This is a genomic window from Streptomyces sp. TLI_105 (assembly GCF_900105415.1).
Lineage (GTDB): Bacteria > Actinomycetota > Actinomycetes > Streptomycetales > Streptomycetaceae > Streptomyces.
Genome location: NZ_FNSM01000002.1, coordinates 263,740 through 289,318, shown reverse-complemented (window position 1 = coordinate 289,318; position 25,579 = coordinate 263,740). Strand labels below are relative to the sequence as shown.

At 68.0% G+C, this 25,579-nt stretch carries 22 protein-coding genes; 9 read left to right on the top strand and 13 right to left on the bottom strand.

Annotated features, from left to right (window positions below):
• Positions 1–218: hypothetical protein (locus BLW86_RS42515; protein ID WP_177182007.1), on the top strand; the 218-nt coding region annotated here is incomplete at its 5' end.
• Positions 219–247: 29 nt separating this feature from the next.
• On the opposite strand, the gene BLW86_RS40650 is transcribed toward BLW86_RS42515, so the two are convergent.
• The 4 genes from BLW86_RS40650 to BLW86_RS40635 form a co-directional block, all read right to left on the bottom strand.
• Positions 248–2,911 (bottom strand): DEAD/DEAH box helicase, encoded by a 2,664-nt coding sequence (locus BLW86_RS40650; RefSeq protein ID WP_093879311.1) that lies wholly within the window; start codon positions 2,909–2,911, stop codon positions 248–250.
• A 34-nt stretch (positions 2,912–2,945) separates the two neighbouring features.
• Positions 2,946–3,494 carry a hypothetical protein gene (locus BLW86_RS40645; RefSeq protein ID WP_256341797.1) on the bottom strand — a complete coding sequence of 183 codons (549 nt, stop codon included), beginning with the start codon at positions 3,492–3,494 and terminating at the stop codon, positions 2,946–2,948.
• Between the two features lie 67 nt (positions 3,495–3,561).
• Positions 3,562–4,116 carry a telomere-protecting terminal protein Tpg gene (locus BLW86_RS40640; protein WP_093879348.1) on the bottom strand — a complete coding sequence of 185 codons (555 nt, stop codon included), beginning with the start codon at positions 4,114–4,116 and terminating at the stop codon, positions 3,562–3,564.
• 9 nt (positions 4,117–4,125) lie between these two features.
• Positions 4,126–6,324 carry a telomere-associated protein Tap gene (locus BLW86_RS40635; protein ID WP_256341796.1) on the bottom strand — a complete coding sequence of 733 codons (2,199 nt, stop codon included), beginning with the start codon at positions 6,322–6,324 and terminating at the stop codon, positions 4,126–4,128.
• Between the two features lie 477 nt (positions 6,325–6,801).
• Here BLW86_RS40635 and BLW86_RS41725 point away from each other — a divergent pair, with 477 nt between their 5' ends.
• The gene (locus BLW86_RS41725) at positions 6,802–7,278 is read left to right on the top strand and encodes a hypothetical protein (RefSeq protein WP_143060375.1); all 477 of its coding nucleotides are present in this window, start codon (positions 6,802–6,804) and stop codon (positions 7,276–7,278) included.
• A gap of 411 nt (positions 7,279–7,689) precedes the next feature.
• Here BLW86_RS41725 and BLW86_RS40630 read toward each other — a convergent pair whose 3' ends face one another.
• Positions 7,690–8,226, bottom strand: coding sequence for a hypothetical protein (locus BLW86_RS40630; protein WP_093879310.1), 537 nt, complete (start codon positions 8,224–8,226; stop codon positions 7,690–7,692).
• A 145-nt stretch (positions 8,227–8,371) separates the two neighbouring features.
• Between BLW86_RS40630 and BLW86_RS40625 the strand changes: the two genes are divergently transcribed.
• From BLW86_RS40625 to BLW86_RS40600, 6 genes are all read left to right on the top strand, one after another.
• Positions 8,372–9,231, top strand: a protein-coding gene (locus tag BLW86_RS40625) for an IS5 family transposase (protein ID WP_093879309.1) whose coding sequence is annotated in 2 segments (ribosomal slippage) — positions 8,372–8,720 and positions 8,720–9,231 — 861 coding nt in all. Because the reading frame shifts where the segments join, the coding sequence is not laid out codon by codon here.
• A 61-nt stretch (positions 9,232–9,292) separates the two neighbouring features.
• Positions 9,293–10,110 (top strand): IS5 family transposase gene (locus BLW86_RS40620; protein ID WP_093879308.1). Its coding sequence is split into 2 segments (ribosomal slippage): positions 9,293–9,641 and positions 9,641–10,110, totalling 819 coding nucleotides; the frame shifts between segments, so codons are not numbered across the junction.
• A 588-nt stretch (positions 10,111–10,698) separates the two neighbouring features.
• Complete coding sequence (locus BLW86_RS43770; RefSeq protein WP_256341795.1) at positions 10,699–12,105, top strand: hypothetical protein; 1,407 nt, start codon at positions 10,699–10,701, stop codon at positions 12,103–12,105.
• Between the two features lie 286 nt (positions 12,106–12,391).
• The gene (locus BLW86_RS40610) at positions 12,392–13,222 is read left to right on the top strand and encodes an IS5 family transposase (RefSeq protein ID WP_093879345.1); all 831 of its coding nucleotides are present in this window, start codon (positions 12,392–12,394) and stop codon (positions 13,220–13,222) included.
• Positions 13,219–13,641: a hypothetical protein gene (locus tag BLW86_RS40605; RefSeq protein WP_093879303.1), complete on the top strand. Its 423-nt coding sequence runs from the start codon at positions 13,219–13,221 to the stop codon at positions 13,639–13,641. The genes BLW86_RS40610 and BLW86_RS40605 overlap by 4 nt, the downstream gene beginning before the upstream one ends.
• 117 nt (positions 13,642–13,758) lie before the next feature.
• The gene (locus BLW86_RS40600) at positions 13,759–14,031 is read left to right on the top strand and encodes a DUF559 domain-containing protein (protein ID WP_093879307.1); all 273 of its coding nucleotides are present in this window, start codon (positions 13,759–13,761) and stop codon (positions 14,029–14,031) included.
• A 123-nt stretch (positions 14,032–14,154) separates the two neighbouring features.
• Here BLW86_RS40600 and BLW86_RS40595 read toward each other — a convergent pair whose 3' ends face one another.
• Together BLW86_RS40595 and BLW86_RS40590 are read right to left on the bottom strand one after the other, a co-directional pair.
• The gene (locus BLW86_RS40595; RefSeq protein ID WP_177182006.1) at positions 14,155–16,095 is read right to left on the bottom strand and encodes a peptidoglycan-binding protein; all 1,941 of its coding nucleotides are present in this window, start codon (positions 16,093–16,095) and stop codon (positions 14,155–14,157) included.
• 76 nt (positions 16,096–16,171) lie between these two features.
• Complete coding sequence (locus BLW86_RS40590) at positions 16,172–16,333, bottom strand: peptidoglycan-binding domain-containing protein (protein WP_093879305.1); 162 nt, start codon at positions 16,331–16,333, stop codon at positions 16,172–16,174.
• A 32-nt stretch (positions 16,334–16,365) separates the two neighbouring features.
• On the opposite strand from BLW86_RS40590, the gene BLW86_RS42510 reads away from it, so the two are divergent.
• Positions 16,366–16,530: a hypothetical protein gene (locus tag BLW86_RS42510; protein WP_177182005.1), complete on the top strand. Its 165-nt coding sequence runs from the start codon at positions 16,366–16,368 to the stop codon at positions 16,528–16,530.
• 525 nt (positions 16,531–17,055) lie between these two features.
• Here BLW86_RS42510 and BLW86_RS40585 read toward each other — a convergent pair.
• The 6 genes from BLW86_RS40585 to BLW86_RS40560 form a co-directional block, all read right to left on the bottom strand.
• Positions 17,056–17,238 (bottom strand): hypothetical protein, encoded by a 183-nt coding sequence (locus BLW86_RS40585; RefSeq protein WP_093879304.1) that lies wholly within the window; start codon positions 17,236–17,238, stop codon positions 17,056–17,058.
• Positions 17,239–17,361: 123 nt separating this feature from the next.
• Positions 17,362–17,784, bottom strand: a complete 423-nt coding sequence (locus tag BLW86_RS40580) for a hypothetical protein (protein ID WP_093879303.1) — start codon at positions 17,782–17,784, stop codon at positions 17,362–17,364.
• Positions 17,781–18,611, bottom strand: a complete 831-nt coding sequence (locus tag BLW86_RS40575; RefSeq protein WP_093879345.1) for an IS5 family transposase — start codon at positions 18,609–18,611, stop codon at positions 17,781–17,783. The genes BLW86_RS40580 and BLW86_RS40575 overlap by 4 nt, the downstream gene beginning before the upstream one ends.
• 309 nt (positions 18,612–18,920) lie before the next feature.
• Positions 18,921–19,379 carry a winged helix-turn-helix domain-containing protein gene (locus tag BLW86_RS40570; protein WP_093879302.1) on the bottom strand — a complete coding sequence of 153 codons (459 nt, stop codon included), beginning with the start codon at positions 19,377–19,379 and terminating at the stop codon, positions 18,921–18,923.
• Between the two features lie 124 nt (positions 19,380–19,503).
• A complete protein-coding gene (locus BLW86_RS40565; RefSeq protein ID WP_093879301.1) occupies positions 19,504–20,511 on the bottom strand; it encodes a hypothetical protein in 1,008 nt (335 codons plus the stop codon).
• A gap of 30 nt (positions 20,512–20,541) precedes the next feature.
• Complete coding sequence (locus BLW86_RS40560) at positions 20,542–25,347, bottom strand: DUF6531 domain-containing protein (RefSeq protein WP_177182004.1); 4,806 nt, start codon at positions 25,345–25,347, stop codon at positions 20,542–20,544.
• Between the last annotated feature and the right edge of the window lie 232 nt (positions 25,348–25,579).

Here is a 25,579-nt window from a genome sequence, read left to right as displayed (position 1 = left end):
CGGGCACCGGCCGGCAGGGGGTGCACCGGGCCGTCGAGGACGGCCCGGTCCTGCTCACCGCTCGCGCGGCGATCGTGGTGACCATGGTCGGGCTCATCGGCGCGCCCGTCGCCTGGTTGACGTACCTCTCGGACCACGGCCTGGCGGCCGCCGCGCTCGCCGGCCTCGGGGCTGGCGGCGCGGGCATCCTCGGGTTGAACAAGGTGATCGGCAGTTGACGGCAGCTGCCCCGGCCCGCCGCAGAGGTTCAGGCCCAGACGACGCCGAGGCTGGCGAGGGCGGTGCGCTGGTCGGGGTCGAGCTTGTCGCGGCGTTGCTTGACGTTGGCGTACCAGATGCCGAGCTTGTGCGCATGCTCCTGGTCGTCGACGAGGAGGACCTCGACGTGGCTGCGGCTGGGGGCGGTGCCGGTGCCTTCGCGCGCGGTGTACTGGGCGAGGGCCTGGATGCCGAGTTGGAATTTGGCCGCCGCCTTGCCCGTGGCGCCGCCGGTTCGGGCCGGGGCGGGGGCGGCGGGCTGCTCGGTCGGCTTGATGCCGAGGGCGGTCAGGCGGCGGCGCTGCTCGTCGGAGAGCTCGGGCCAGGCGCGCTGCTGGCGGTTGATCCAGCGGCCAAGGTCGTCGCTGTCGAGGACGACGCCGGGTGCGATGGCGGGGAGACGACCGTCGGGTTCGTCGGCGGCGAGGACGGCGAGGACGCGGTGGTGGCGCTGCCAGTCGAGCGGCCAGGGGCAGTTCCAGTCGGGGTCGATCTCCGTGAGCTGGGCTGCGCGTGCGGCGGCGCGTTCGGGGTCCTTGCCCAGGCCGCCGGTCTTGCGGAGGTTGGCCATCAGCTGGCCGATCGCGATGCTGTCGGTGTCGTTGTCGCCCCAGGTGGCGTTCTGGCGGGGGGCGAGGTGGCCGTGGGTGTGGTGGAAGGAGCGCAGGGCGGCGAGCTTGGTTTCCCAGGCTTCCTCGCCGGGCTCCCAGACCATGCCCTCGTCGTCGAGCTGCTCCTTGCGGTAGGGCTCCAGGGTGCCGGCGCGCAGGTTCTTGCGCTGCTGGTGGACCCATCGGCCGAGGGGGAACGTCTTCGTCGCTCCGAGCTCGATCTCGGTGTCGTACGGGACGGCGGCGAGGCCGGTGATGTGGTGCTGGGCGCGCCAGCGGCGCAGGGCCTGGTAGCCCTCCAGCCAGACCAGGGACTCGGGCCGGTAGACGCGGGCGCGCAGGAATGCGGCGATGGTGGCCGGGTCGCGGGGGGTGGCGAAGTGCAGGAGGGCGGATTCGGCGGCGGCCTGAGCGGCGGTCTCGGCGTCCTGCTGCTCGTCTCCGTCGCCCGCGGGTACGCCGGCGGGGATGATGCGGCCCTCCTCGTCGCGGTGGACGTGGATCTTGCGGTTTTCCTCGCCGCGGGTGAGGGCGCGGGAGGCGAGGTCGGCGACCATGTGCTCGGAGTGGGAGCGCAGGCCGTTGAGGACAGCGACGAGGGGGGCGTAGGAGGCGGAGGCGACCATGTCCTTCGGGTCTTCGCCGGGCTGGAGGAAGACCGGGACGATGACGCGGGCGGTCTTGGCGGTGCCGTCGGGGTTGGGCCGCAGCGCGCGGCCGATGTTCTGGACGATCTCGACCTGGGATCCGCGGGTGTCGGCGAAGCAGATGGCCTCGACTCCGCGTTCACCGGTGATGTCGACGCCTTCGCCCAGGACGCGCACGGAGGCGAGGAAGGCGCGGTGGACCCGGCGGCCGTCGGCGTCGATGCCGTTGGCGAACTGGCGGATCGTCTCGCGGCGTTCGGCCACGAGGTGGTCGCCGCACAGCCAGGCGGCCCAGACGCGGTCCGGTGGGACGTGGCGGCTGGGCTCGAGGTCGTAGAGGCGGGCGTCGATCGAGGAGGCGGGCAGCTTCTCGGCGTCGGCGAGGGTGCCCGGACCGGGTTCGGTGGCGTACAGCTCGGCCGAGGTCTCGGGGAGCTTGGCGGCGAAGGCCTCGGCCTCCTCGACCCGGTGGTGGAAGGTCATGACGGTCTTGAGGTTGTGCTGGGCGGCGTGCTCCAGCAGCGCGGCCTGGAGCAGCGCGAGACGCCGGCCGCGCAGCGATTCTTCGGAGAGGCCGAGGACGGGGTCGGGGTCGCGGATCTCCAGGACGTCGATCTCGAAGCCGGCGAGGATCTCCCGGGAGATCGCCTCCGACAGGCCGAGCTCGTGGATCCATTCCCCGTAGGTGCCGTCCGGGTCGCTGGCCATCGAGGCGACCACGGCCTCCTCGCCGCCCTGCCCGGGGCGGGGGGCGGCGAGGATGCGGGGGGTGGCGGTCATGTAGAGCCGGAAGGCGGCCGGGATGCGGGTGTTGTCGTGGATCGCGGCCCAGGGACGGGCGGCACCGCCGGCGGTGCCGTGGGCCTCGTCGATGACCGCCAGGTCGAAGGGGTCCATCTTCTGGCCGTAGAGCCGCTCCCCGCCGGCGAGGGCCGCTTCCAGCGGTCCGCGGACCTTGCGGCGGCCGGTGATGTCCTGGGGGTCGTCGCGGTCGACGAGGGAGGCGTACGTCGCGAACACGATCACGGGGCCGGTGCCCGCCCACAGGGCGAGCTGGATGGGGTTGGTCGTGGTGCGCACGCCGAGGCTGTCGAGGATGTCGTCACCGCCGAGGGAGCAGACGGCGGCCATCGGTGCTCTGTGGCCGACGTGGCGCCAGGCGGCGGCGGTCTGCACCAGAAGGTCGAGGGTGGGGACCATGACCAGGATCCGACCCTGGGGGAAGAACTGGCGGGCCGCTGCGGCGGCCGTGATGGTCTTGCCGGAGCCGGTCGCCGAGACGAACGTCGCCCGCTCCCCCGCCTGCCCGGGCACCTTGAGGTGCGGCCAGCCGGTCCACGACCGGATCGCGGCCAGGCCGGCCGTCTGGTGTTCGCGCAGCTGAATCGCGCTCACGTGCCCTTGTCTCCTTCGGCCAGGGTGGTGCGGGTCAAATGTGGTCGGGGTGGAACGGCGGCACGGACAGTGTCCCGTCGGGGCCGGTCTCGATACGGGCGGCGAGCTGCGTGAGGATCTGCTCCAGCGTCAGGCCGGTGCGGGCGGAGGCATGCCGGACCGGGGCGGCCTGCGCGGCACTCAGCCACAGCTGCGGGGTGACGGCGGACGCCTCCTCGCGGCGGCGGGCCCGGTGCTCCTCGGCGGCCGCGAGCCGCTGCGCCCGGTAGGTGGCCCGCTCGCGGTCCCAGCCGGTGCCGACCGTATCGGCATCCGGGTCGTAGACGCCGGAGCCGGCCGCCGCGAGCAGGTCCTGGATCCGGCGCCATTCGGTGTGCTTGGCCGCCCACGTCTCGGCCAGCCGCTGCGGATCGACGTCCACCAGGCCGGTTCCGGAGCTGATGCCACGGAGGGCGTCACGGGCGGTTTCCCGCTCGCGCTGCGCCGCCTCAGCGACCTTCTCCGCGACCTGCTCGACGTTCAGGCCTGCCGCCTGCCGACGGAGGGAGTCCCGGGCGATGTCCGCCGCGCTCCAGATGCTCATCGTCTGCGGTCCCTTTCAACGGCGGCCTCCGGGCGGGCAGCTCCGGAGGCGGCATCACCCGTCCTGGTCACAGGTCGAACTCGATGTGCTCGACGTTCAGCATGCGCACTTCCTCCAGGCTCGCCGCCCGGGTGCCGCGTTGCTGGAAGTACACCTCTTTCAGCGCGTCCGCGACCGCCTGTCGCATCTGCTGCTCCCCGCCGCGCTCCTGTGCCGCGAAGATCCGCTCGGCGTGGCGTGGGGGAAGCGCGAGGGTCAGGTGGCGTTCACGGGCTTCGTCGGTGGTGCCGGCCGGGGCTTCGTAGCCGAGGCTGGCGCGGACGTCGATCATCAGGCCGTTCGTGCTGGCTGCCGCCTTCTTCGCCTTCTCTTTCACCTTCGGCTGCCACCGCTTGCTCGCCTCCCCCTGGATCAGGGCGGCGAGCTGGGGGCGCGGCTTCTTGATCTGGCCCTTCACGTACCGCTCCACGGTGCGCTGGGAGATGCCGAGGAGCCCGGCGACCGCCCGGGTGCCCTTGAGCTGCTTGACCAGGAAGCGCACCTGCGCGCCTGCCGTCTTCGGGACGGGGCGGGTGAGTGCCTTGTCCAGGACGCGGTCCAGGCCCTCGCCGACCGACTTGATCACCATGGTCTACTCCCCCGAGTCCGGGCCGGTCGTGCCGCCGGTCTTGATGTAGCGGGCCAGGTTCAGCAGCGGGTCCTGGGTCTGCTCACGCAGCTGTTCGGCCCACAGCGGGGTCCGGGTGCCCTCGTGCTTGACCATCCCCGGGGACACCCCGATCCGGAAGGAGCCGGGGATCGTCTTGCCGGCGGCGGTGTAGGGCAGGACGTCGAGCGGGGAGGGGCCCTGGGCGGCGTAGACCGCGCAGTCGGACAGGACGGCGACCGGGTAGCGGCCGGTCGCGGCCGCGAGCGCGACCATCTTGCGGTGCATCCCGGTGCGGGTCCGGGAGATGACGGTGTCGCGGATGTCCGGGCGCCACGTCGGACGGGCGAGCGCCGGCCAGGGCTGGCCCGGCCGCCAGTTCCCGCCGCGCGCCTTCTCCCTGAGCTTGCCGAGGCCGAACTTCACGGTGCCCTTGATGGCGTCCAGCACGATCGCCGCCTCCGGATCACGGTGCTTGTAGCCGTCCATCGCGGCCAGGTACTCGGCCGGGCTGAGCTTCTCGCCCACGCCGAGATCGGCCATCGTCGCGATGTAAGCATCCCGCAGGCGCTTGTACCAGGCGTCCAGGTAGCGGCCCGCGTCCGGGCGCAGCCACGCCTCGATGGGAGTGACGTCGTAGCCGAGCTCGACGGCGTAGGCGACGGTGGGAGTCGCGTACCAGGCCGGGCCCGTCGGGGTTTCGCCACTCGGGGTGAACGGACTGGGCAGCAGCTCGCCCTTCAGCTGGGTCCACTGTTTGCCGACCAGGACCCGGGAGAGGTCGACGTGGGACAGGTCGACCAGCCAGGAACCGGGCACGGCCGGGTCGAAGGCAGGGCGGGGGACGTGAACGGGTGGCGTCGCCAGGCCCACGACCGCGCCATTGGCCCCGGCACCGAAGGCCATGTTGACGTCGATGCCGACCAGGTGCGGCGCCATGCACTCCGCGTCCGTGAGCTCCCGCGCCCAGTCGAACGCCTCCTCGAAAACCTTCTCCTCAGGGCCGCGGACGTGAAACCGGGGCAGATCCGCAAGAACCGGGTGGCCGTCGACCGCTTCGCACGGCGGCGGGTCCATCGGGTCCTTCCCGAGCGAGCCCGGGTTGTGGACGCTGTGCCGACGGCCCTCGGCGTCCGCGGCCGACGCGCGGGTCGGCGGGTGCAGCGAGGTCATCAGCTCCAGGCCCGTCACCGCGGTCGAGCCGCGCGGAGTGATCACCCGCGAGGCGTACAGGCCCAGCACGCGGGCGAGTTCCGCCGGCGGCAGCTCGGCGGCATGCCCCCAGGACCGTACGTCCAGCGCTCTCCAGGACGGGATGCACAGCTGGACGCACAGGCGGCGGCCGCCCTGCGCGGGGCGGTAGATCCGCGCCCACGGGCCCAGCCCCCGCCGGGTCAGCTGCCACTCGGCGGCCTCGATCTGGGCGATCGCCTTGTGGTCGGCGGGCAGGCGGCCGGCGAGCCGCTCCTCGTCGGTCAGCTCGACCGGCAGGCCGTAGTAGCCGAGTGCGGCCGGGGTCAGGACGAGCAGGGGGTCCGCGTCCCGGCCCGAGCCGTCCAGGCGGGGCGCGCCGAGACGGGCCTCGGCCAGCGTCCACTCCACCAGCGCGGGCAGACTCGTCGCGGGGACGTCGAGGACCAGGCCGCCGACGCAGTAGGCGAAGACCGCGCCGTCCTCCACCGTGATGACAGCGAGCGGGCCGTTGGCGAACCGGGGATCGGCCCCGGCGGCCGCCGGCTTCGCCGGTGTCTTTCTCGCGGTGGCCGTCGGACGCCTCGGTGCCGACGTCGGGCGGGTGGTGCTCGGCCGGGGAGCGGCGGCCACGACCGGCTGCTCCGAGGGGGTTTCCGGAGGAACTGCGGCCGGAGCCGGCGGTGCCGGAGAATCGGTGGCCGGAGCGCCTGCCGTGCGGGGTGCGGGGTACTTCTTCGCCCAGCCCTCCAGCAGCGCCAGGTACGGGGCGCGGCGCGGCGGCCGCGGCTCGCTGCGGCCCGACTCCCAGTTCTTCACCGTCTGCGTCGAGGTCTCCAGGACGCGAGCGAGGCCAGCCTGCGTGACACCGGCCGCCTCACGCAGACGCGACCGTTCGGCAGGCTCGGGGAACACCGGCCCACCCGCCAGCAACTCCTCCACGGCCCTGAACAGGGCCTCTTCCCGCGGATCCTTCTTCGGGTCCATCGACATGGCTCACCTCCAGGAAAAACCTACCAGTTTTAACCTTGAATTTATAGTTGGATTTGAAGATCTTCAAGTAAAAGACCAGCTAGGCAAGGCAGAGCGGTAAATCCATTCGATTGTCTAGGGGTAGTGGCGTGAGCAGGGCGGAAGCTGCTGCAGCCCCCGAACCGGGAGGACGGCGGGAGCGCGACTGCCAGCCGCGGACGGGGCCGGCCCCGTGGTAAACGCGAACTCACCACGCCCTTTCAGCAAGGCCGTTCACCTGGGAAAAAGAGGTGAGAGCCTCTCAGGGCCAGGGAGCCTTGCTCACCGATGGTGAGTACCGCTTACCACCGCCCCGCGCCGCCCCGTCCCGAACCCGGGGCCTCGCCGACCAGGCCCCGGGAGGCTTCACTGCCCACGATGGGCCGGACCGGATCGCACCGGGCCACGCTCCCCCGAGCCTCTGCCGCCACCCCGGCCCCGCAAGGACGTTGGAGGAGCGTGGAATGGACCCGTCTTCTGAAAGAGCTGCCGGAGGCGGTGCAGACCCGCAACACCAAAGCAGCCGCCCTGCGCAACGCCGGCGCGCTCGTGTCCGAACTGACAGCACAGGCGATCACCGCCGGTGCCCCCGGCCCCGCACTCGCAAAAGTCCTGGCGAAAATGGAGCCGACCGTCATCCAGGAACGCCCGCACGCATGCGGGCAGGCCCCCGTCGTGCCGCCGTTGCGCCCGCTCCCTCCGCAGCCCGCCGACTCACATCCTGCTCCCAGCACGGGGGAAACAGACGGGCCTGCCCGCTACTTCCTGGACGAGGCCCACCAGCGGGGAACCGTGCCGTGGAAAGCGGCGACGATGCGCCAGTACTTCAAGCAGTCCCGCCAGCGAGGAATCCACCTCCCCGAAGGCTGCGACGACCCCGCCGGCCGCGGCCGGCGCTACACCGAGGAGGAACTCGCCACGTGGCTTCCGGCATGACATCGGCAGGGCAACCAGAAGCAGCAGCCGCAGACCCAGAGCCGGCTCACAGAACACCAGCCCCCCCGTGACGGGGCAGCACGTCACGGCCGTCGATGCTGATCACGGGCTTGCCTCAAGAAGTGCGGCGGGGGCCAGAATCGCGCGCTCTGCGGGCTGTACCGCCCGGCCCGCAGAGGGCGGGGGCCGTGGCGCAACAGTGAGCCGTTTCCAACCTGGCATCCGTGCTGTTCAGCGCCGCGGTGCCGGTCTGGTCCTCACAGTTGCCATGGAGCTCCTGGCCAGGAGCTCCATGACTGTCCGAGATCTCTGGAGGCTGCCCGTAGGCTCCTCCCGCCAGCACACGCATCAGGCTGGAAAAGGCTCAAGGACTCGCGGCCTTTCTCACCGACATGGCACCCGACGGCCTGGCTACTTGATCAGGGCATTCGCGATAATGATCACCAGGCCGATCAGCATGTCCAGGCCCCCTGCCCGGCACGAGGACGGCCATCCGTGCCCGGCGGTGTGGGCGGCCCAGGTGCCCCAGCCGAACAAGGCGACGGTGTTGAACAGCAGGGCCGCGTCCACAGCCGTGGCCTCTGCCCACCACCCGGCTACCGCGGCAAGCAGCATCCCCACCGTGGGCAGCACGGCGGCGACCAGGGGCCACTCGGCGAGCACCAACCGCAGTCTGCTGGTGGTGGCTGCCCGGTCGACGGACGCACGCTGGGCGATGACGTGCGCGTACCCGTGGGCGGTGCCTGACGCCAGCGCGGTGAGCAGTACCCACAGTGCGTCCGAACCGGGATCGGCCTTCTCGCCCGTCGCGTCCAACGCGGCCACCAGGGCGCTGGCCAGCACCAGTCCGTAGATGCCGCTGAACAGCGACTGCTCCGGCGGCCGGTGCCGCGAGATCCACCTTGGCGCGACGTTCTCGGGACGGACAGGGCCGGTGCGGTCGGACATCGCATCGCCTCGGTGCGGGAAGAGGGCTGGGTCCGTACATACTCACCCGCGTGACGTCAGGGAACACGACGCCACGCGCTGCTCGCATGATTGTTGTGCCCTAGGCAGTGTCTTCAAAGGGTTCTGATGGCGGACCATGTAGTGCATGGTGCGTCGTCATGAGCTGTCAGATCTTGAGTGGAAAGCGTTGTCCGCGCTGTTGCCGCAGGCGTCGTCGGGACGGCCACGGCTCGATGACAGGCGGGTACTGAACGGGATCGTCTGGAAGCTACGGACGGGAACAGCGTGGCGTGATGTGCCCGAGCGATACGGGCCTTGGCGCACTTTGTATACGCGTTTCCGCAGGTGGGCGCTAGATGGAACGTTCACGCGGATGCTGGCGGCGGTCCAGGCGGAAAGGGATGCGGCCGGTGACATCGACTGGCTGGTGTCGGTCGACTCCACAGTCGCGCGGGCCCATCAACATGCGGCCGGTGCTCGCAAAAAGGGGCAGGGCAGGGGGACGAAGTATGTGATCACGCCCTCGGTCGATCCCGAGGTGGGCTGACGACGAAAATCCACCTCGCCTGCGACGGCCGCGGCCGGCCGCTCGGCTTCGTCCTCACCGGCGGCAACGCCGCCGACTGCACGTACTTCGAAGAGGTCATGAAGACCATCAAGGTCCGGCGGTCCGGGCCCGGCCAGCCCCGGACCCGCCCCGACCACGTCCTGGGCGACAAGGGATACAGCTCCCGCAAAATACGCGCCTACCTGCGCAAACGCGGGATCGGCCACACTATCCCCGAACGCCGCGACCAGCGTGCCCACCGCTCCCGACGTGGCCGCGGTGGAGGCAGGCCACCCGTCTTCGACAAGCAGATCTACAAGAACCGCAACGTCGTCGAACGCTGCTTCAACCGCCTGAAACAGTTCCGCGCGATCGCCACTCGCTACGACAAAACCCGCGAGTCCTACCAGGCAGCCGTCACCATCGCATCCCTCCTCCTCTGGCTCCGACCCATTTGAAGACACCGCCTAGGACCTCTTAGACCGTGTCCTATGTGGTGAGGCGGTCGTTGGGCACGGCATGGGGCGGGGCATGTGGAGTTGGATTGTTCCGGACGGGTTGTGGGAAATCGCGAAGCCGCTGATCCCACCGTCGAGGGTGCGACCACAGGGCGGTGGAACGCCGGACACGCCTGATGAGACGCTGTTCGCCGCGATCATCTACGTCCTAGTCAGTGGTTGCGCCTGGCGGGCCTTGCCACCGTGCTTCGGGATATCGAAGTCGACCGCCCACCGCCGGTTCCTGATCTGGTCGCGTGCAGGAGTCTGGGGCCGACTGCACGAGGAGATCCTCCACCGCCTCGACGACGCCGGCCTGCTCGACCTGTCCCGCGCCGTCCTCGACTCCGCCCACGTCCGGGCCAAAAAAGGGGCGAACTCACCGGCCCGAGCCCCGTGGACCGGGGTAAGCCGGGTTCCAAGATGCACGTCCTGTCGGACGCGAACGGCCTGCCCCTCCTCGTCGGCCTCTCGGCCGCCAACACCCACGACAGCCAGGCCCTGAAGCCTATGGTGCTCGGCCACCAAACGAGACACGACCCCCACCGCGGCCGTCACTTCAAGCCCCAGCGCCTGCATGCCGACAAGGCCTACGACATCCCTGAACTGCGGAAATGGCTCCGCGGCAAACGTATTGGCGTCCGCATCGCCCGCAAGAGCATCGAATCGTCCGAACGCCTTGGCCGCCGCCGATGGGTCATCGAGCGGACCATGTCCTGGCTGACCGGCTACCGCCGGCTCAACCACCGCTACGAACGACACCCCCGCAACTACCTGGCCTTCCTCGGTCTCGCCGCAGCCATCTGTTGCTACAAACGACTCCTCCGCCTCACCACATAGGACACGGTCTAAGGGGTGGTGTCGCAGGAGGCGGCCCTGCGGGTGCGGTCTGCTGGCCCCGTGGCAGCTGTGAGGCGGTGGTGGCGGCCTCAGGGCAAGGTTGAGCCCAGGGCCCTGCCGTCCGCGAGTTTGGCCGGGGGAAGGCGGTTGCGTGATTTGCCCGCGCCTGTAAACGTAGCGGTTCTACTCGGGCACCAGAGCCTTCGTTGCGGCAGCGCGGGCCCTGTAGATCGTGGAATCGATGGGGTTCACGGGAGGAAGCCAGGGCGGCCATCGGCGGTGAAGTTGTAGGTGGTGGCCTCGGAGAGAACGCCGAGAGGTGGATCACCGTTCTCGATACCGAGATCGCCCGCTGACAAACGATCTTCATCGCAGACAACCCCCCACCACCAGCACGAGGACCGGACAACGAACCCACACAAGCCCCCTGACCAGCACGTTCAGGATGAACAACGCTCACTGTCCGTCCGTCACCAGGGGTGATGGTGCGAGCACGCCAAACAGGCATCCGTGCCGGACATGCCCCGGGCCTCACCTGTTCGCCCCCTACCGCGTGCGGTCCCTGACAGCCAGGCTGATCCTGACTAGGTGAACCCCTTCCCCACGCCCTATCCCACGCTGCTGGGTGACGACCCCGCTCTGCAGACAGCGCTCAGCACCGCCGTGAGCGAGGCGCTGACGGAGTATCCCGGCCTAGCCCACCCCTTCCGGACGGCAATCTCCTTCGTGGCGGTCGACCAAATGCCGGATGGACTGGGCTTCCGGCACGCCGGGCTGCACTACGGAGATAGCTATTTCACTGCCAGCCTGGCCAAGATTGGCGCGCTGTACGCGGCGTACGAACTCCGGCGGAGTGTCAATGCGGTGGCCAGAGAGGTGACGACCCCGCAGAAGCTGTTCACGCGGTTGCGAAGCGAGTTCGATGGAGTGATCGACGCGTCGGTGCCAGCCATTGCCCACGCACCGGGCCTCACCCGGGCGCAGCGGTTGCCGAAGTACGAGCAAATCTTCGCCACGACTCCCGCAGCCGGTGCGTTGGCCTGCTCGTTTCAACCTGGCTTCCAGGACAAACTAAATAAGATGATCATCAAGGGGACGAACGAGACTGCGGCCGCGGTCATCCAGGCGCTCGGTTACAGTTGGATCAATGGTGCGCTGAAGGCTGGCGGCTTCTTCTTCCCGCCAGCCGCCACGGGTATTTGGCTGGCCGGAACCTTCACGGGTTCGTTGCCTCCCGTACTCATTCCGAGTGTGAACGACGGCAAGGTCGCGCAGGCGTCGACCTGCTTCGACATGGCGAACCTCTACGCGCACATCATCCGCCGCACCCTCGTGGATCCCGACAGTTCAAACTTCATGCACGCGCTCCTCGCCACGTCCGCAGGCGGCGGCGACGACATCTCGTTTCTGGACTTCGCCCGGCGGCCGGTCCTCCCGCCACGGGATTTCGGGGTAGTCGAGTCCAAGGTCGGCTACGCTCCGCTGAAGACCGGCATCAAGGTGGTTTCCGAGGCTGCGGTGGTCGAGAGCTTGGGTACTGGGCAGCAATTTGTGGTGGTTTTCCAGAACAGTCTGGACGATAACGCCAATTCACTGCCCGCGCTCGGATATATCGTGGACCGTACGATCAAGCTCTCCCACCCCGCCCCGACGGGCCATCTGCCACCGACAACGCCTTCCGCTGTCATCCAAGCGCTGGCTGCCATGGGCGTGGACTTCAGCGTTTCGGAGACCAATCTGCGGGAATGGCTCACCAACCCGGACTTCACACCCTATCCGGCGATCGCCCAGGCGCTTCTGGCATGGGGGCGAGGGTTTAAGGCGCCAGTCTTCCTGGACGTTATCGTCTGGAACTACGAGCATACGCCGGGTGTGTCCTCGCCGCGGAGCGTTGCCGACGTGAAGCCCGACATCCTGAAGGCGGCCGTCCTGGAAGCGTCGAACGAGCGCTACGGAACACAGGCAACCGCCGTCGAGCAGTTGTTCACTGCCTAAGCTTCGCTTTTATCCCTGATGGCGTTTATCTGGTTGTTTTGGTTGCTGGATGGCGGGGTGCGGGGCCTGTGCGGGTGCCTCGGGGGGCGGCCTGGAGAGTGGCCACAGGGTTTTGGCGGCCTGGCCGGGGTGCCCGTTGCTGCCTGGACGGAGCGAAATCGTCGACGGACACGACCGGGTGCGAGAGGGCGGTATGTGACGTGATGCCGCCTTTGTTGTCGCTGGAACGTGTGGCACAGGCGTATCGGGACTGACCGGGGAGTCCTCTCGTGCTGGAGTGTTCCTCGTGAGCGACCGCCAGCCCTACAAGAGCGACTTGTCCGACGAGCGGTGGGCCTTGATCGAGCCCGTCATCGCCTCCTGGAAGGCTCAGCATCCCTCCGTCAGCGGCCACCAAGGCGCCTACGAGATGCGGGAGATCGTCAATGCCCTGCTCTACCAGTCCCGTACCGGCTGCCAGTGGGACTACCTCCCCCACGATCTACCACCGGTCGGAGCGGTGAAGTACTACTTCTACAAGTGGCGCGACGACGGCACCGACCACACCATCCACGACCTGCTGCGCTGGCAGGTCCGCGAGAGCCGGGGGCGCAAGGCCGACCCGAGCCTGGTGGTGCTCGACACCCAGAGCCTGCACGCGGCCGTCGGGGTGCCCGCCGACACCACCGGAAGGGACGCGGCAAAAAAAGTCCCAGGCCGCAAGCGCGGCCTGGCAGTTGATGTTCTCGGTCTGGTGATCGCGGTGGCGGTGCTGGCCGCGTCCGCGCACGACAACGCCGCCGGCATCGCCTTGCTGGACAAGGTCGCCGCCGGCACCGACACGGTGCAAAAGGCCCTGGTGGAGCAGGGGTTCAAGACCGCCGTCATCGACCACGGGCAGAAGGTGGGCATCGACGTCGAAGTCGTCGAGCGCAACCCGGCAGCCAGCGGGTTCGTCCCCCAGCCCAAGAGGTGGGTGGTGGAACAGATGAACGGGATCATGATGCTGCACCACAGGCTGGTACGGGACTACGAGCACCGGCCCGCCTCCGCCGAGTCGAGGGTGTACTGGGCCATAAGCGACCGGATGGCCCGGATGCTCACCGCGACCTCCACCCCCACCTGGCGCGGCGCGTGAGCAACAGCGAGCTGACCTTGGGAGCGGTGCTGGCGCGCCTGGAGGAGCAAGAGCGCGAGATCGCCGCGCAGGCCGAGGCCACGCGGGGACGCATCGCGGAACTCAGCGCGCAGCTGGAGGAGTTCGACCGCATCGCCGAGGAGGTCCGCATCACCCGCAAGACCCTGCTGGCGCTGCCTGATCCGTCCCCGCCGACGCCGCCGGCCGCGGAGCTGCCGGACCATCCGGCCTACCGGCAGATCATGGCGGTGTTCGCCGCGGCCGACACCCCGCTGCGGGCTCGGGCGGTCTGCGAGGCGATGGATCTGGAGATCGCGCCCAACAACATCAACAACACCCGCCTGAAGCTCAAACGGCTGACCGAGCGCAGAATCCTGGTCGAGACCGAGCAAGGTTTGTTCACCCAGCCGCGGCCGTAGCCCCCCCGGCGACGCCGCAGCCGGCGCGCTTCCCCCCTCCCGAAAGAGGTGTATCTCCACAACGACCCCTACACCGCAAAGGACGGGACCACGCCAGGCCCTTTGGCAAGGCAGCGCATGGACTTCCTCCTGCTGCTGCCCCACAGGGTGCGCCTGGTCCTGGAGGTCGACGGCCAACAGCACTACTCGGCCAACGGCAAGGCGAACCCCGAGCTGTATGCCCAGATGGTGTCGGAAGATCGGCAGTTGAAGCTTTCCGGCTACGAGGTCTACCGCTTCGGCGGCCACGAGCTCGACCAGAACGCCGGTCCTCGGGTAGTTGCCGGCTTCTTCCGAGAGCTCTTCGGGCGTTACGGCATCCCGCTGCCGCCCACGCAGCATCACGGCTGAACAACGACTCCGACGCTCACTACTGAGACCTCGGCTCCGACTTCCACCAACGCCTGATCGACCCCGCCCGCCGTACCTGCGACCTGGTCTGCGAGCTCGAGGAGCGACTTCACTCCCCACCTTTCACAAATCGAAGGCGTTCCAAAGTGTATTACCGAATTTTTTAATCGCCTGACCAGCGTCTTCTACCGCGTGTTTGCCGGCGTCCAGTATGTCGTTGAGGGTGTCACCCGCAGTCCCTAGTGGATCCTGCAGCAAGTTGCTGACCGCGCCAGCCGCGAACGAAGTTACGCCGGCCAGAGGATTGGGCCCGGTAATCGTTAGGACGGGCAATTTGATCGTGCTTGTGGTACCCCAATGGATACCTACTTCCGCCTTGAGTCCGATCTCACCGCCGAGACCGTAAGACTTACCCCCGATCGAGACAGAGACTTGTCCTCCCAGCTCACCCGCACTCGCGCCAGCCTCCGCACCGATTCCGTCCGGTCCAATCTCCACGCCCGTGTGGGCTGCAGGGCCTTCAGCATGTCCGATACCTCCGGCCGAAATAACTGGGGCATCGACGGAGAACGAGGCGTCCACTCTGGCTGTAGTGACTTCTGCGTATCCCTTGGCTGTAAGTTTTTCGCCATCAAACGAACCACCGAATTTCGCAATTCCAACCTGTAGGCGTCCGTTCGCCGTAACGCTGACCTCTCCCACCCGCGCTCTCAGCGTTCCAGTCTCGTCGACTGCCCTGTATTCATAGGTGATACTCTCTCCATGGAACTTGATGTCGCCAATCGGTATAGGTTGTTCTGTTGAAGTCGACACTTCCCCCTCATGCACCCTAAGGACTCCGCTAGCGTCACGAAGGTTGCTTCGGAAATGCAACGTACCCCCTGCCGCCGACTGAGGCGGGTGGCGCCTAGCACAGGAAAGCGGGTTAATGCGAAGCCTGTCGGAAAAATAGAAGGAATCCCTATCCTTGAATTCGTTCTCTGACATGCCCCAGCGCACCCATTGAGTGCCGTTGCCTGGTTGCCAGACGGCGGCGAAACGGCCTTCTTCGATTATGAGTGAGGTGATGCGGAGCCCTTGTGGGAAGTACTCCGAGTCCTTCTGCTTAAACTCGTTCTCGGACATGCCCCAGTGCACCCATTGAGTGCCGTTGCCTGGTTGCCAGACGGCGGCGAAACGGCCTTCTTCGATTATGAGTGAGGTGATGCGGAGCCCTTGTGGGAAGTACTCGGAGTCCTTCTGCTTAAACTCGTTCTCGGACATATCCCAGTGCACCCACTGAGGCGTCAGGCGGCCCCATGTCTGGGGTCCGACGATGCCATCGACCGCTATGTCGACGCGTTGCTGGAATTCGCGTACTCGGCCATCGGTGACGGGGCCGAATCGGCCGTCGACCACGAGCTGCAGGTCCGGAAGGTGATCGTTGAGCAGCCGCTGGAGCTTTCGTACGGCCGGCCCGTGAGAGCCCTGTTGCAGGGTAGGAGTGCCCGCAGCGGCTTCCTCCGACTGCTCGCCGCCGGAGAGCATCCCCCAGGTCTGCGGGCCCACCACGCCGTCGACGGTGATTTCGACACGCCGCTGGTACTCCTGCACCCGGGCATCCGTCGCAGGCCCGAAATCCCCGTCCACGGCCAGAGACGGCAGATCGGGGACGTGCTCGTTCAGCAGATGCTGCAGCTTCCGCACCGCTTCACCCTGAGACCCCTGAGAAAGTGTGGGAGTGCCGAAGTGCTCCCACTGAGTGCCGTTGCCTGGTTGCCAGACGGCGGCGAAACGGCCTTCTTCGATTATGAGTGAGGTGATGCGGAGCCCTTGTGGGAAGTACTCGGAGTCCTTCTGTTTAAACTCGTTCTCGGACATGCCCCAGTGCACCCATTGAGTGCCGTTGCCTGGTTGCCAGACGGCGGCGAAACGGCCTTCTTCGATTATGAGTGAGGTGATGCGGAGCCCTTGTGGGAAGTACTCGGAGTCCTTCTGTTTAAACTCGTTCTCGGACATATCCCAGTGCGCCCACTGAGTGCCGTCACCCAGTCGCCAGACCGCCGCGAAGCCGTTGCTCGTCATGATTCCTCCACTGCGACTTGCATTACCAGGCATTCCTGACGTCAGCCGTTCGGTGGCCTGAGCCTGACTGAGTCCGTTACTGCGTCAGGCGGCCCCATGTCTGGGGTCCGACGATGCCATCGACCGCTATGTCGACGCGTTGCTGGAATTCGCGTACTCGGCCATCGGCGACGGGGCCGAAGTGATGATGTCGGGCACCGGAAAATGCGGGTCGCCCGGTTGTTTTTTGGCCAGGCATGGGGCGCGAACATCCTTCGTGAGGAACGGGTTGTGTATCTGAAGGTATGCCAGGAGGTGATCGCACCGATGGAACCCCATGCCCACATCGAAGAAGTTGGTCTGAAGAGTCCCCAGTTTGAGGAATTCTTGGCAGCCACCCTTTTCTTTGCAGTAGTGCTTCTTGATGATGCGTTCTGCCACGTCTCCAAACAGTGAGATCATCCTGCGCTCTACCGTGTCGGGCGAGCCCTCGTATGCTTCGCTGGGCGCACGGCAAATGCTCATGATAATCCCCTTGGGGTAACCCGTCCGGCGCGTGGTGCTTCTGACTGGGTCTCACGTCGCTGCCTGGCCGACCTTCACGGCGTACTTGGGTCCTCTGCAATCTTCAGCACCAGCTCCGTGAATTTCTGTGCCATCTCTTTCACGCCCTCCACGTATCGCGATTGATCAGCGCTCGGCCGGATCCAGCGGGAGAAAAGCAAGCGGCCGTGCCGTCTGTGATTGACTGTGAACGACTCGGCGGATGGATCTGAGGCCTCAGTGGAATCCCATGCCTTACGGGGCGCGCTGCGATCGGTAGGCCCGCTTTGCATCCTCTGCGACGCTCCGGCGGCGAACTCCCTAATTCCACAGTAATAGCAGCGTGTCGCAGCGCAACTCGACCACGTCGGGCGTGACTCGACGCCGGTATCGTCAAGAACTGGACGGACTGGAGGGCGCGGCAGGCGTGATGCGTGCTCAGCCCGTGAGACCGATCTCGCGGAGGGCGTCGGCCGGGCGGTTTCGGTAGTGGTCGTGTGCGGCGGCGTTGGTGTTCCATCCGGCGAGGTGGGCGAGGCTGATCGCCAGGCTGCGGAAGGTGGCGAGGGCTCGGGGAAGGCTGCCGGTGCGGGCCCGGCTGGCGTCTTCGCCGAAGGTCACGTCTCTGACGAAATGCTGGGATTCGATGGCCCATTGGCCTCTCAGAGGGCGGTACGTGGCCTGATGTCCGTTTCGCTCTTTCGGGAGGGGGGAAGCGCGCCGGCTGCGGCGTCGCCGGGGGGGCTACGGCCGCGGCTGGGTGAACAAACCTTGCTCGGTCTCGACCAGGATTCTGCGCTCGGTCAGCCGTTTGAGCTTCAGGCGGGTGTTGTTGATGTTGTTGGGCGCGATCTCCAGATCCATCGCCTCGCAGACCGCCCGAGCCCGCAGCGGGGTGTCGGCCGCGGCGAACACCGCCATGATCTGCCGGTAGGCCGGATGGTCCGGCAGCTCCGCGGCCGGCGGCGTCGGCGGGGACGGATCAGGCAGCGCCAGCAGGGTCTTGCGGGTGATGCGGACCTCCTCGGCGATGCGGTCGAACTCCTCCAGCTGCGCGCTGAGTTCCGCGATGCGTCCCCGCGTGGCCTCGGCCTGCGCGGCGATCTCGCGCTCTTGCTCCTCCAGGCGCGCCAGCACCGCTCCCAAGGTCAGCTCGCTGTTGCTCACGCGCCGCGCCAGGTGGGGGTGGAGGTCGCGGTGAGCATCCGGGCCATCCGGTCGCTTATGGCCCAGTACACCCTCGACTCGGCGGAGGCGGGCCGGTGCTCGTAGTCCCGTACCAGCCTGTGGTGCAGCATCATGATCCCGTTCATCTGTTCCACCACCCACCTCTTGGGCTGGGGGACGAACCCGCTGGCTGCCGGGTTGCGCTCGACGACTTCGACGTCGATGCCCACCTTCTGCCCGTGGTCGATGACGGCGGTCTTGAACCCCTGCTCCACCAGGGCCTTTTGCACCGTGTCGGTGCCGGCGGCGACCTTGTCCAGCAAGGCGATGCCGGCGGCGTTGTCGTGCGCGGACGCGGCCAGCACCGCCACCGCGATCACCAGACCGAGAACATCAACTGCCAGGCCGCGCTTGCGGCCTGGGACTTTTTTTGCCGCGTCCCTTCCGGTGGTGTCGGCGGGCACCCCGACGGCCGCGTGCAGGCTCTGGGTGTCGAGCACCACCAGGCTCGGGTCGGCCTTGCGCCCCCGGCTCTCGCGGACCTGCCAGCGCAGCAGGTCGTGGATGGTGTGGTCGGTGCCGTCGTCGCGCCACTTGTAGAAGTAGTACTTCACCGCTCCGACCGGTGGTAGATCGTGGGGGAGGTAGTCCCACTGGCAGCCGGTACGGGACTGGTAGAGCAGGGCATTGACGATCTCCCGCATCTCGTAGGCGCCTTGGTGGCCGCTGACGGAGGGATGCTGAGCCTTCCAGGAGGCGATGACGGGCTCGATCAAGGCCCACCGCTCGTCGGACAAGTCGCTCTTGTAGGGCTGGCGGTCGCTCACGAGGAACACTCCAGCACGAGAGGACTCCCCGGTCAGTCCCGATACGCCTGTGCCACACGTTCCAGCGACAACAAAGGCGGCATCACGTCACATACCGCCCTCTCAGTCCTTGTGGCGGCGCGGGATGGCCCTGTGCTCGGCGCTAGCGATGGAGCGAGAGGCCACGAAACAGATCAAAGAGCGTCATGAGCCGCAGACCCATGCGGGAGATCTGCCTCCAGGGTGGGGGCACGCGTTGCCTGCAGGGCATCTTGAAGCGCACCTGTGACGGGCTTGGCTCACCACTTGCCTAACTTGCCTTACTGGACTCTACAGCTCTGTACTGCAGAGTTGCTTGACAACACTAGATAACGATCGTGCCGGCTGCTGCCACGACCACCCGTGACGCTTCAGCAGCCGCCACGTGCCCTCCACCGTGTACGAAACGTGGAACAGCTGGCCTATCAGCGTCTTCACCCGAGCCAGCGTCCAGCGCTGGTCAGCCCAGCCGTGGACGAGCGGCCCGCGCTCCAACTCACTTGCCAGTCTGGCTATTTGCGACTGGCTCAACCTTGGGCGCCCCGGGGAGCCTCTCGATCGCACCCCGGTCGCTCCGGCCTCCCGCCACTGCCGACGCCACCGTTCCACCGAACGCTCGGACACCCGCAGCACAACTGCGATCTCCCGGTTCTTCTCCCCGTCCTCGAAGCGTTCCACGGCCTGCAGCCGGATTCGCTCCCGCGCGGCCCTCCCGGCGTCGGTCAACCCGCCGCCTTGCGCGTATCCCACGGTCCAGGGCTACCGGAACGGACCAGGAGCTGTCAGGTGAACGGTCCCGACATCACCCAATCAAGTTCAGTACCGTGCACCTCCTCCAGGCCGACGCGGGCACCGAAGCTGTCCTCCATGCCCGTTACTGGAAGCTGAGTCGGTGGGGGTGGAAGGGATCTGCAGGGCAGGTGTGGATCCGCAGGTAGCCGCGCCCCAGGTACACGCCGGTGGGGGTGATGACGTGCCGGAACAGGTCGGGGCGGAGGTCTTCCCGTGGGGCCCAGCTCTCCGATGCGGGGTCCCACTCGACGTAGTGCGCGGTCAGGAGCGGTGGCATGGGGGTGCCGCAGACGGTGCAGTCGATCGGGCGGGGGTCGGTGAGGTGCCAGGTGGCGAAGCCGCCGACCTTCCAGCCGGGTGCGAGGGACAGATCGCTGGCGTACTCGGTGGGGAAGTCCGCCTCCGCTTCTTCCTCGTTCTCGTCGAGGAGCTCTTCCTCCCACGCTGCGATGGACTCTTGAAGGTCCTCGGGGAGCAGGCCGAGGTATTCGTGTTCGACGACCTGCTCGGGGTGGAGTTCGCAGGGCTGGGGCACGCATTCGGGTGAGCCGACCACGAGCGGTTCGGGGTGTTCGTCGAGGACGGTGCCGATGTTGTTGCTGCGGCGCCACTTCAGGACGACGTCGACGCTCTGGTCGGGGCCGTGTGCTTCGAAGGGGCACCAGAAGACCTGGAGGAGGTCGTGTCCCTCGGGTCCGGTGAGGTCGGGGATGTCGCGTGCCCACAGCTGGGCGACGGCCAGCATGGGGATGGGGTCCGCGTCGCCGATCGGAAGGTCGTGGGGGCCGGACCGGAAGGTGGCGAGGAGTGCGATCTCCTCGTCGGTCTTCTTCCGTCCCTCCGAGGCCGCGTGGATGCGGCGCGCGTGGCGGACGTCGGTCAGCAGGTGTCCGGTCGCTTTGGGGTGGACGGCGGTGCACACCGGCCAGGGTTCGTCGGCCGGCCACAGCATGGGGCCGGCGACGGAGCTGTCGTGTGCCTTCGGGTCACCGGGGCGGGGGTGCAGTCGCGTCGCCGTGCGCCGGTGGTCGGCGAGGGCGGGAAACAGCGCTTCGACGTCGTAGGGACGTGGCGGTGTGGTGCGGGTCATGCGATTCTCCGGAACGAGTCGTCGGGGGCGCTAGACGCCGGTTCGGACGTAGGCGGCGGGGTTCTCCAGAATGTAGGTGAAGGTGAACCCCTTGCTTCCGTACGCCGTGAAGTGGATTTCGTGGGGTATCGGGTTGGTGCCCGCGTACTTGGGGACGACGTTGTACTGGACGATCTCGTCGTTGTTCTTCACCTGGTCGTAGATCACCGCCTCCACCTGGACGCGCTGCTCGGGGGTGTTCGTGGGGGTCTGGGTCTCGGTCACCAGGTTCTGCCAGGCGAACTTCCCCTTTCCGTGACCGCCGAGGCGGTTGGCGTAGAGGTGGCCGCGGGCCTCGTTGAAGTCGTTGCCGTTCCCACGCCATCCCGGGGTTCGGACCGAGCCCGCCTCGGTTCCCGTGTTGAGCATCTCGGGCCGGATCTGGGCATAGACGCCGGTGGGGCGTCCCAGGTGGTCCAGGCGTCCGTAGCGCACGCTGCCTCCGAACCCGCTCGTCGCATCGCCCCAGTCGTAGGCGTCGAAGCTGCAGCGTTTGGGGGCGAGTCCCAGGGGGTCGGCGGAGGCCCAGGGGTTGGCGACATAGGTGGCCGGGTTGGGGGCGGGTGAGAGGCCGAGGGGGTCGAGGCTGGTGTAGCGGGCGGTGTCGGGGTCGTAGTGGCGGAAGAAGTTGTAGTGCAGTCCGGTTTCCGGGTCGGCGTACTGACCGGGGAAGCGCAGTGGGGTGTAGGCGGTGGCGTCACGGTTCCACCCGGTGGTGCCCCAGGCGGTGGAGCGGCTGCGCCAGGCCGTCTCGCCGGTGGTGGAGACGAGTTCGGTGGGGGCGCCGGCGAGGTCGGTGACGATGGCGAAGAAGCGCGCGTCGGTCTCGGCCTCGTCGAGGATCCTGCGCTCGTACTGGACGAGGGGGCGGTGTCCTTCGTACTCCCAGGTCAGGGCGGTGGCGGTGGCTTCGTCGACCTGCTCGGCGAGGAGGGTGCCGTCCCAGGTGTAGCGGATGGTCTCCAGCGGAGTCCGGCCGTCGTCGGCCATGCGGTGCTTGGCGATGCGGCGGCCGAGGGGGTCGTAGGCGTACGTCCACAGGGTGCCGTCGGGGGTGGTGCAGGAGGTCAGCCGGTCCCGTGCGTCGTAGCTGTAGCGCCACTGGTCGGGCTTGTGGGAGGGGCGGGTGCGGCGGCGTACGACGACCCGGCCGGCCGCGTCGTGCTCGTAGTGGAGGGATCCTGCCCCCAGAAGGCGGGTGCCGGAGTAGGTCCTCGGGCCGCGGGCCTCCCCGTGCCCGGCTCGAGCCGGCCAGGTGGCCGTGTCCTGGTTGCCGGCCCGGTCGTAGCCGTAGTTCTCCTCCCAGCCGGTGCCGGTGACGGCCAGTGGCCTGCCCATGGGGTCGAGGGTGATCCGCTTGGTGCCGCGTTCGGCGCCTGCGGCCTGTTCGCCGATGGTGAGGGGGAAGCCGTCAGCCCGGTAGGTGTAGTCGCGCGTCACGACGGGCGTGGGGGCGGTCCCGGCGGTGAGGCTCTGCACTGTCGGCCTGCTGACGCTGTCCCAGGTGGTAGTCAGGGTCACCGGGGTGCCCGGGGCGCCCCAGACGCGGGTGATCTCGCGGCCGAGCAGGTCGTGCCCGAAGGTGAGGGTGTGCCCGTCGACGGCCAGGGAGGAGCGGTGTCCCGCAGGGTCGTAGGCGAGGTCCGTGACGGCGCCCGTGGGCGTGGTGCGGGCGATGCGCCGGCCGGCTACGTCGTACGCGTACCGGAGGGTGCGGCCGTCGACGGTCTCGCTGAGCGGCCGGCCCATGACGTCCCGTTCGATGCTCAGTGTCGAGGTGGCGGTGCGTGCCTCGACAAGCGCCCCGGTGACGTCGTACGAGTAGTGGGTGAGATCGCCGTCGGCCTCGTCGGACGTCAGCCGGCCCATGGCGTCCCAGGTGTAGCCGACCGTCTGCCCGGCGGGGTTGGTGCGTCGGACGATCCGGTTGGCTGCGTCGTAGTGGTAGTGGCTGGTGCGTCCTTCGAAGTCGGTCTCGGCCGTGAGGTTGCCGGCGGCGTCGTAGGTGTAGTGCCAGTTCTGCCCCAGCGGGTTGGTGACTTCCACGAGGCGCAGTTCGGTGTCGTAGCGCAGCCGGTGGCGGGCGCCGTCCGGGTCGGACCGGACCAGGGGCTTGTCGAAGGGACCGTACTCGGTGCCCCACACCCCGCCGGCGGCGTCGGTGTAGGCCGCGCAGTTGCCTTCCGCGTCCCAGGTCCAGGTTTCGCGGCTGCCGTCGGCGGCGGTGCGGGCGAGCAGGTGGTCGTCATCGTCCCAGACGAACTCCTGGACACCGTCTGCCGGGTCGACGATCCGGAGGGGGCGCCCTCGGTGGTCCCGCTCGACGCGCGTGACGCCTCGCCCGTCATCGCTCACCGCCAGGGCGAGCCCGGCGCCGTCGGATCGTATGCGGAGCGTACTGCCCACGGCGTCGGTCATGGTCGCGATGGCGCCGGTGCGGTCGTGCGTGAAGCGCCGCACCGTCCCGTCCGGGGCCTGGACCGCGGTGCAGTTGCCGAGGTCGTCGAAGGTCTGCCGCCACGTGGTGCCGTCGGCTCCGGTGACTTCGACGGGCAGGTTCCGCTCGTCGTAGCGGGCCGTGGCCGTGCTGCCGTCGGGCAGGCGCACCGCGACGAGGTTGCCCTCCTCGTTCCAAGTGAGTTCGGTGGTGTGGCCGAGCGGGTCGGTGCGGGTGAGGGGGCGGTCGTAGGCGTCCCAGGTCAGATGGGTGGTGTGGCCGAGGGGATCGGTTTCGGCGACGACCTGGAGGCGGTCGTTCAGGTGCAGGACGGTGGTTGCGCCGGTGGAGTCGGTGTAACGGGTGATGGGGTGCCCGGTCTCCGGGTGGGTGTCGTAGGCGAAGCTCGACGAGAGGGTTCCTTCGGGGCCGATCGTGCGGGCGACCCGGCCCTGTCCGTCGTACACGTACTGGAACGTGAAGCCGTTGCGGTCGGTCCAGGACGTGACGCGCCCGTCGCCGTCGTAGGTGAAGCGCATGGCGGGGCCGTCCGGTCCTTGCGGGCCGGTCAGGGCCGTGAGGTGTCCGGTGGGGTCGTAGCCGTAGCCGACCACCGTGGCGGGGCCCCCGGGGCCGCGGACGGCCAGGCCCGTCACCCGTGACGTGGTGGCCGTGATCTGGACGACGTAGCCGCCCGAGTGGGACACGGCGGTCGGCGCGCCGTCGGGGCGGCGGGAGAACACGACGCGGTTGCCGTTGCGGTCCTCGAGGGCGGACAGCCAGTAAGCGGTGGAGGCGCGGTAGGGGCTGCCGGTGAAGGACCGGACCTGCCCGCCGTGCGGATCACGTACCTCGTACGTGGTCTCGTCGTCGTCCACTCCGCCGTGGACCAAGGGGATCCGGTCACCTTCCACCGGCAGGACGTGCTCGCCGTCAGGGCGGGGCAAGCGAGGGTAGATCAGCACGGAGCCGTCCTGGCGGGCCCAGATCGCTCCGCCGCCGAAAGCATCGACCTCGATGCGTTCGTCGAGGGTGGAGGCCCAACTGGGTCCGAACCAGTGTCCGTAGCGGTAGGTCGAGACATGGGTGCGGCGCAGCGCGAGCGGGAGAACGCCGGGCAGGATGAGATCTGTCTGCGGGAGCAGCATCTTGCCCGTCGCGACGTCGACCGGGTCGTTCTTGCAGACGGTCTTGTCCAGGGACACGCTGTTGGCACGCGGGTCGCCCTTGGCGTCACTGACCGAGTTGGGCCTCGTGTGGGCGTCGTCGCCAGGGTTCTTGTGGTGCGGCGTCCCGCCCTTGCCGCCGTCGTTGTCGTGGTCGCCCTTGCGCTGACGGGCGAGGCGGTCGCGGATGTTGTCGTCGTTGGTCTTGTGGTCGGTGGATATCTGCTTGACGGCCTTGGGGAGCGTCTCGCCGATGTGGTCACCCATGGTCTTGGCGGACTTCACCAGCGCGCCCATAGCCTTCTCGATGACCGGATCCAGGGCGTCGGCGATGTCGTCGCGGCCCTTGTTGCGACGCTGGGCCGACTTCGCTTTGGTGAGCTTCCCGGCGGTCTTGCCGTGGATGCCGGCGCTCACGCCGTTCAGCTTCGTGCCGGCCTGCTCGTGCTCGTCGTGCTCGATGTGGAAGCCCTTGCCCTTGCCCTTGCCCTTGCCCCCGCCACCGTTGCCGCCTCCGGCGGAGGCGAGGTTCAGGCCTTCCTTGGCGCCCTTCACCCCTTCGTCGAAGCCGTCCTTGCCGGCCTGCTTCGTCTGGTCGAGGTTCACGCCGTTCTGGACGCCCAGCGCGTCCATGCTCACCTGGACGACGAGGTCAGCCGCCATGTTCTCCAGCGCGGCCACGACCGGCTCGGTCATCACCGAGACGACGTGGCCGACCGCCTCTTCCATGGCGGATGTGATGAGCTTCAGCAACTGCTTCTTCGTGAAGGCGATCGCCCCGGCACCGAGCAGCGCGGACAGACCACCGGTCACCGGGATCAGCGCCATGGCCAGGCCGGTCTGGCCGGCCAGCACCCCCAGCTCGACGAGCGCCTTCCCCTTCATGACCTCGATCGCGCCCGCCGCCATGTCGAGTGCGTCCGCGATCGTACGGGCCGCGGACACCATGTCCTTCAGGTGCTTGCCCTTGACCTTGGTCCAGTGCTCGTTGAGTGCGTCCATCGCCTCGCCGTGGCCCGACGACAGCAGACGCTCCATGTGGTTGTTGGCGAGCTGACCGTCGTCGGCGAGGTCGTCCGCGAACTCCCGCAGCGCGTCCGCCATCTCCCGGTAGGCGTCCTCGTCGACGTTGGGCCAGTTGACCCCTACCAGGTCCAGCAGCGTGTCTGCCCAGTCCGGCACCGTGACAGCCATGACCGAATCCCCCGTCAGATGATGATCGGTTAATCAGTCAAGCAGTCCTATCACGGTGCCTGGACGACGGGTAATCCGCTCCAGCAACCTGTCTGGATACCTGGCGAGAAGTCATCGTTCTGATGAAAGTCGCAGGTCACGCGCCTGCGTGTTCAAGAGGACCTGAGTAGCAAGCAGTTACCGCCGTCACGAATGCGACTGAGTTCGGAAGGTACGGAACGGGGCGCTTCAG

What these genes read in the sequence shown, in the direction of transcription:
- BLW86_RS40595 (WP_177182006.1), bottom strand. Translation starts at nt 16,095, where the DNA reads ATGACGAGCAACGGCTTCGCGGCGGTCTGGCGACTGGGTGACGGCACT.
- BLW86_RS40565 (WP_093879301.1), bottom strand. Translation starts at nt 20,511, where the DNA reads ATGACCCGCACCACACCGCCACGTCCCTACGACGTCGAAGCGCTGTTT.
- BLW86_RS40600 (WP_093879307.1), top strand. Translation starts at nt 13,759, where the DNA reads ATGGACTTCCTCCTGCTGCTGCCCCACAGGGTGCGCCTGGTCCTGGAG.
- BLW86_RS40645 (WP_256341797.1), bottom strand. Translation starts at nt 3,494, where the DNA reads ATGAGCATCTGGAGCGCGGCGGACATCGCCCGGGACTCCCTCCGTCGG.
- BLW86_RS40630 (WP_093879310.1), bottom strand. Translation starts at nt 8,226, where the DNA reads ATGTCCGACCGCACCGGCCCTGTCCGTCCCGAGAACGTCGCGCCAAGG.
- BLW86_RS40560 (WP_177182004.1), bottom strand. Translation starts at nt 25,347, where the DNA reads ATGGCTGTCACGGTGCCGGACTGGGCAGACACGCTGCTGGACCTGGTA.
- BLW86_RS40635 (WP_256341796.1), bottom strand. Translation starts at nt 6,324, where the DNA reads ATGTCGATGGACCCGAAGAAGGATCCGCGGGAAGAGGCCCTGTTCAGG.
- BLW86_RS40590 (WP_093879305.1), bottom strand. Translation starts at nt 16,333, where the DNA reads ATGCCTGGCCAAAAAACAACCGGGCGACCCGCATTTTCCGGTGCCCGA.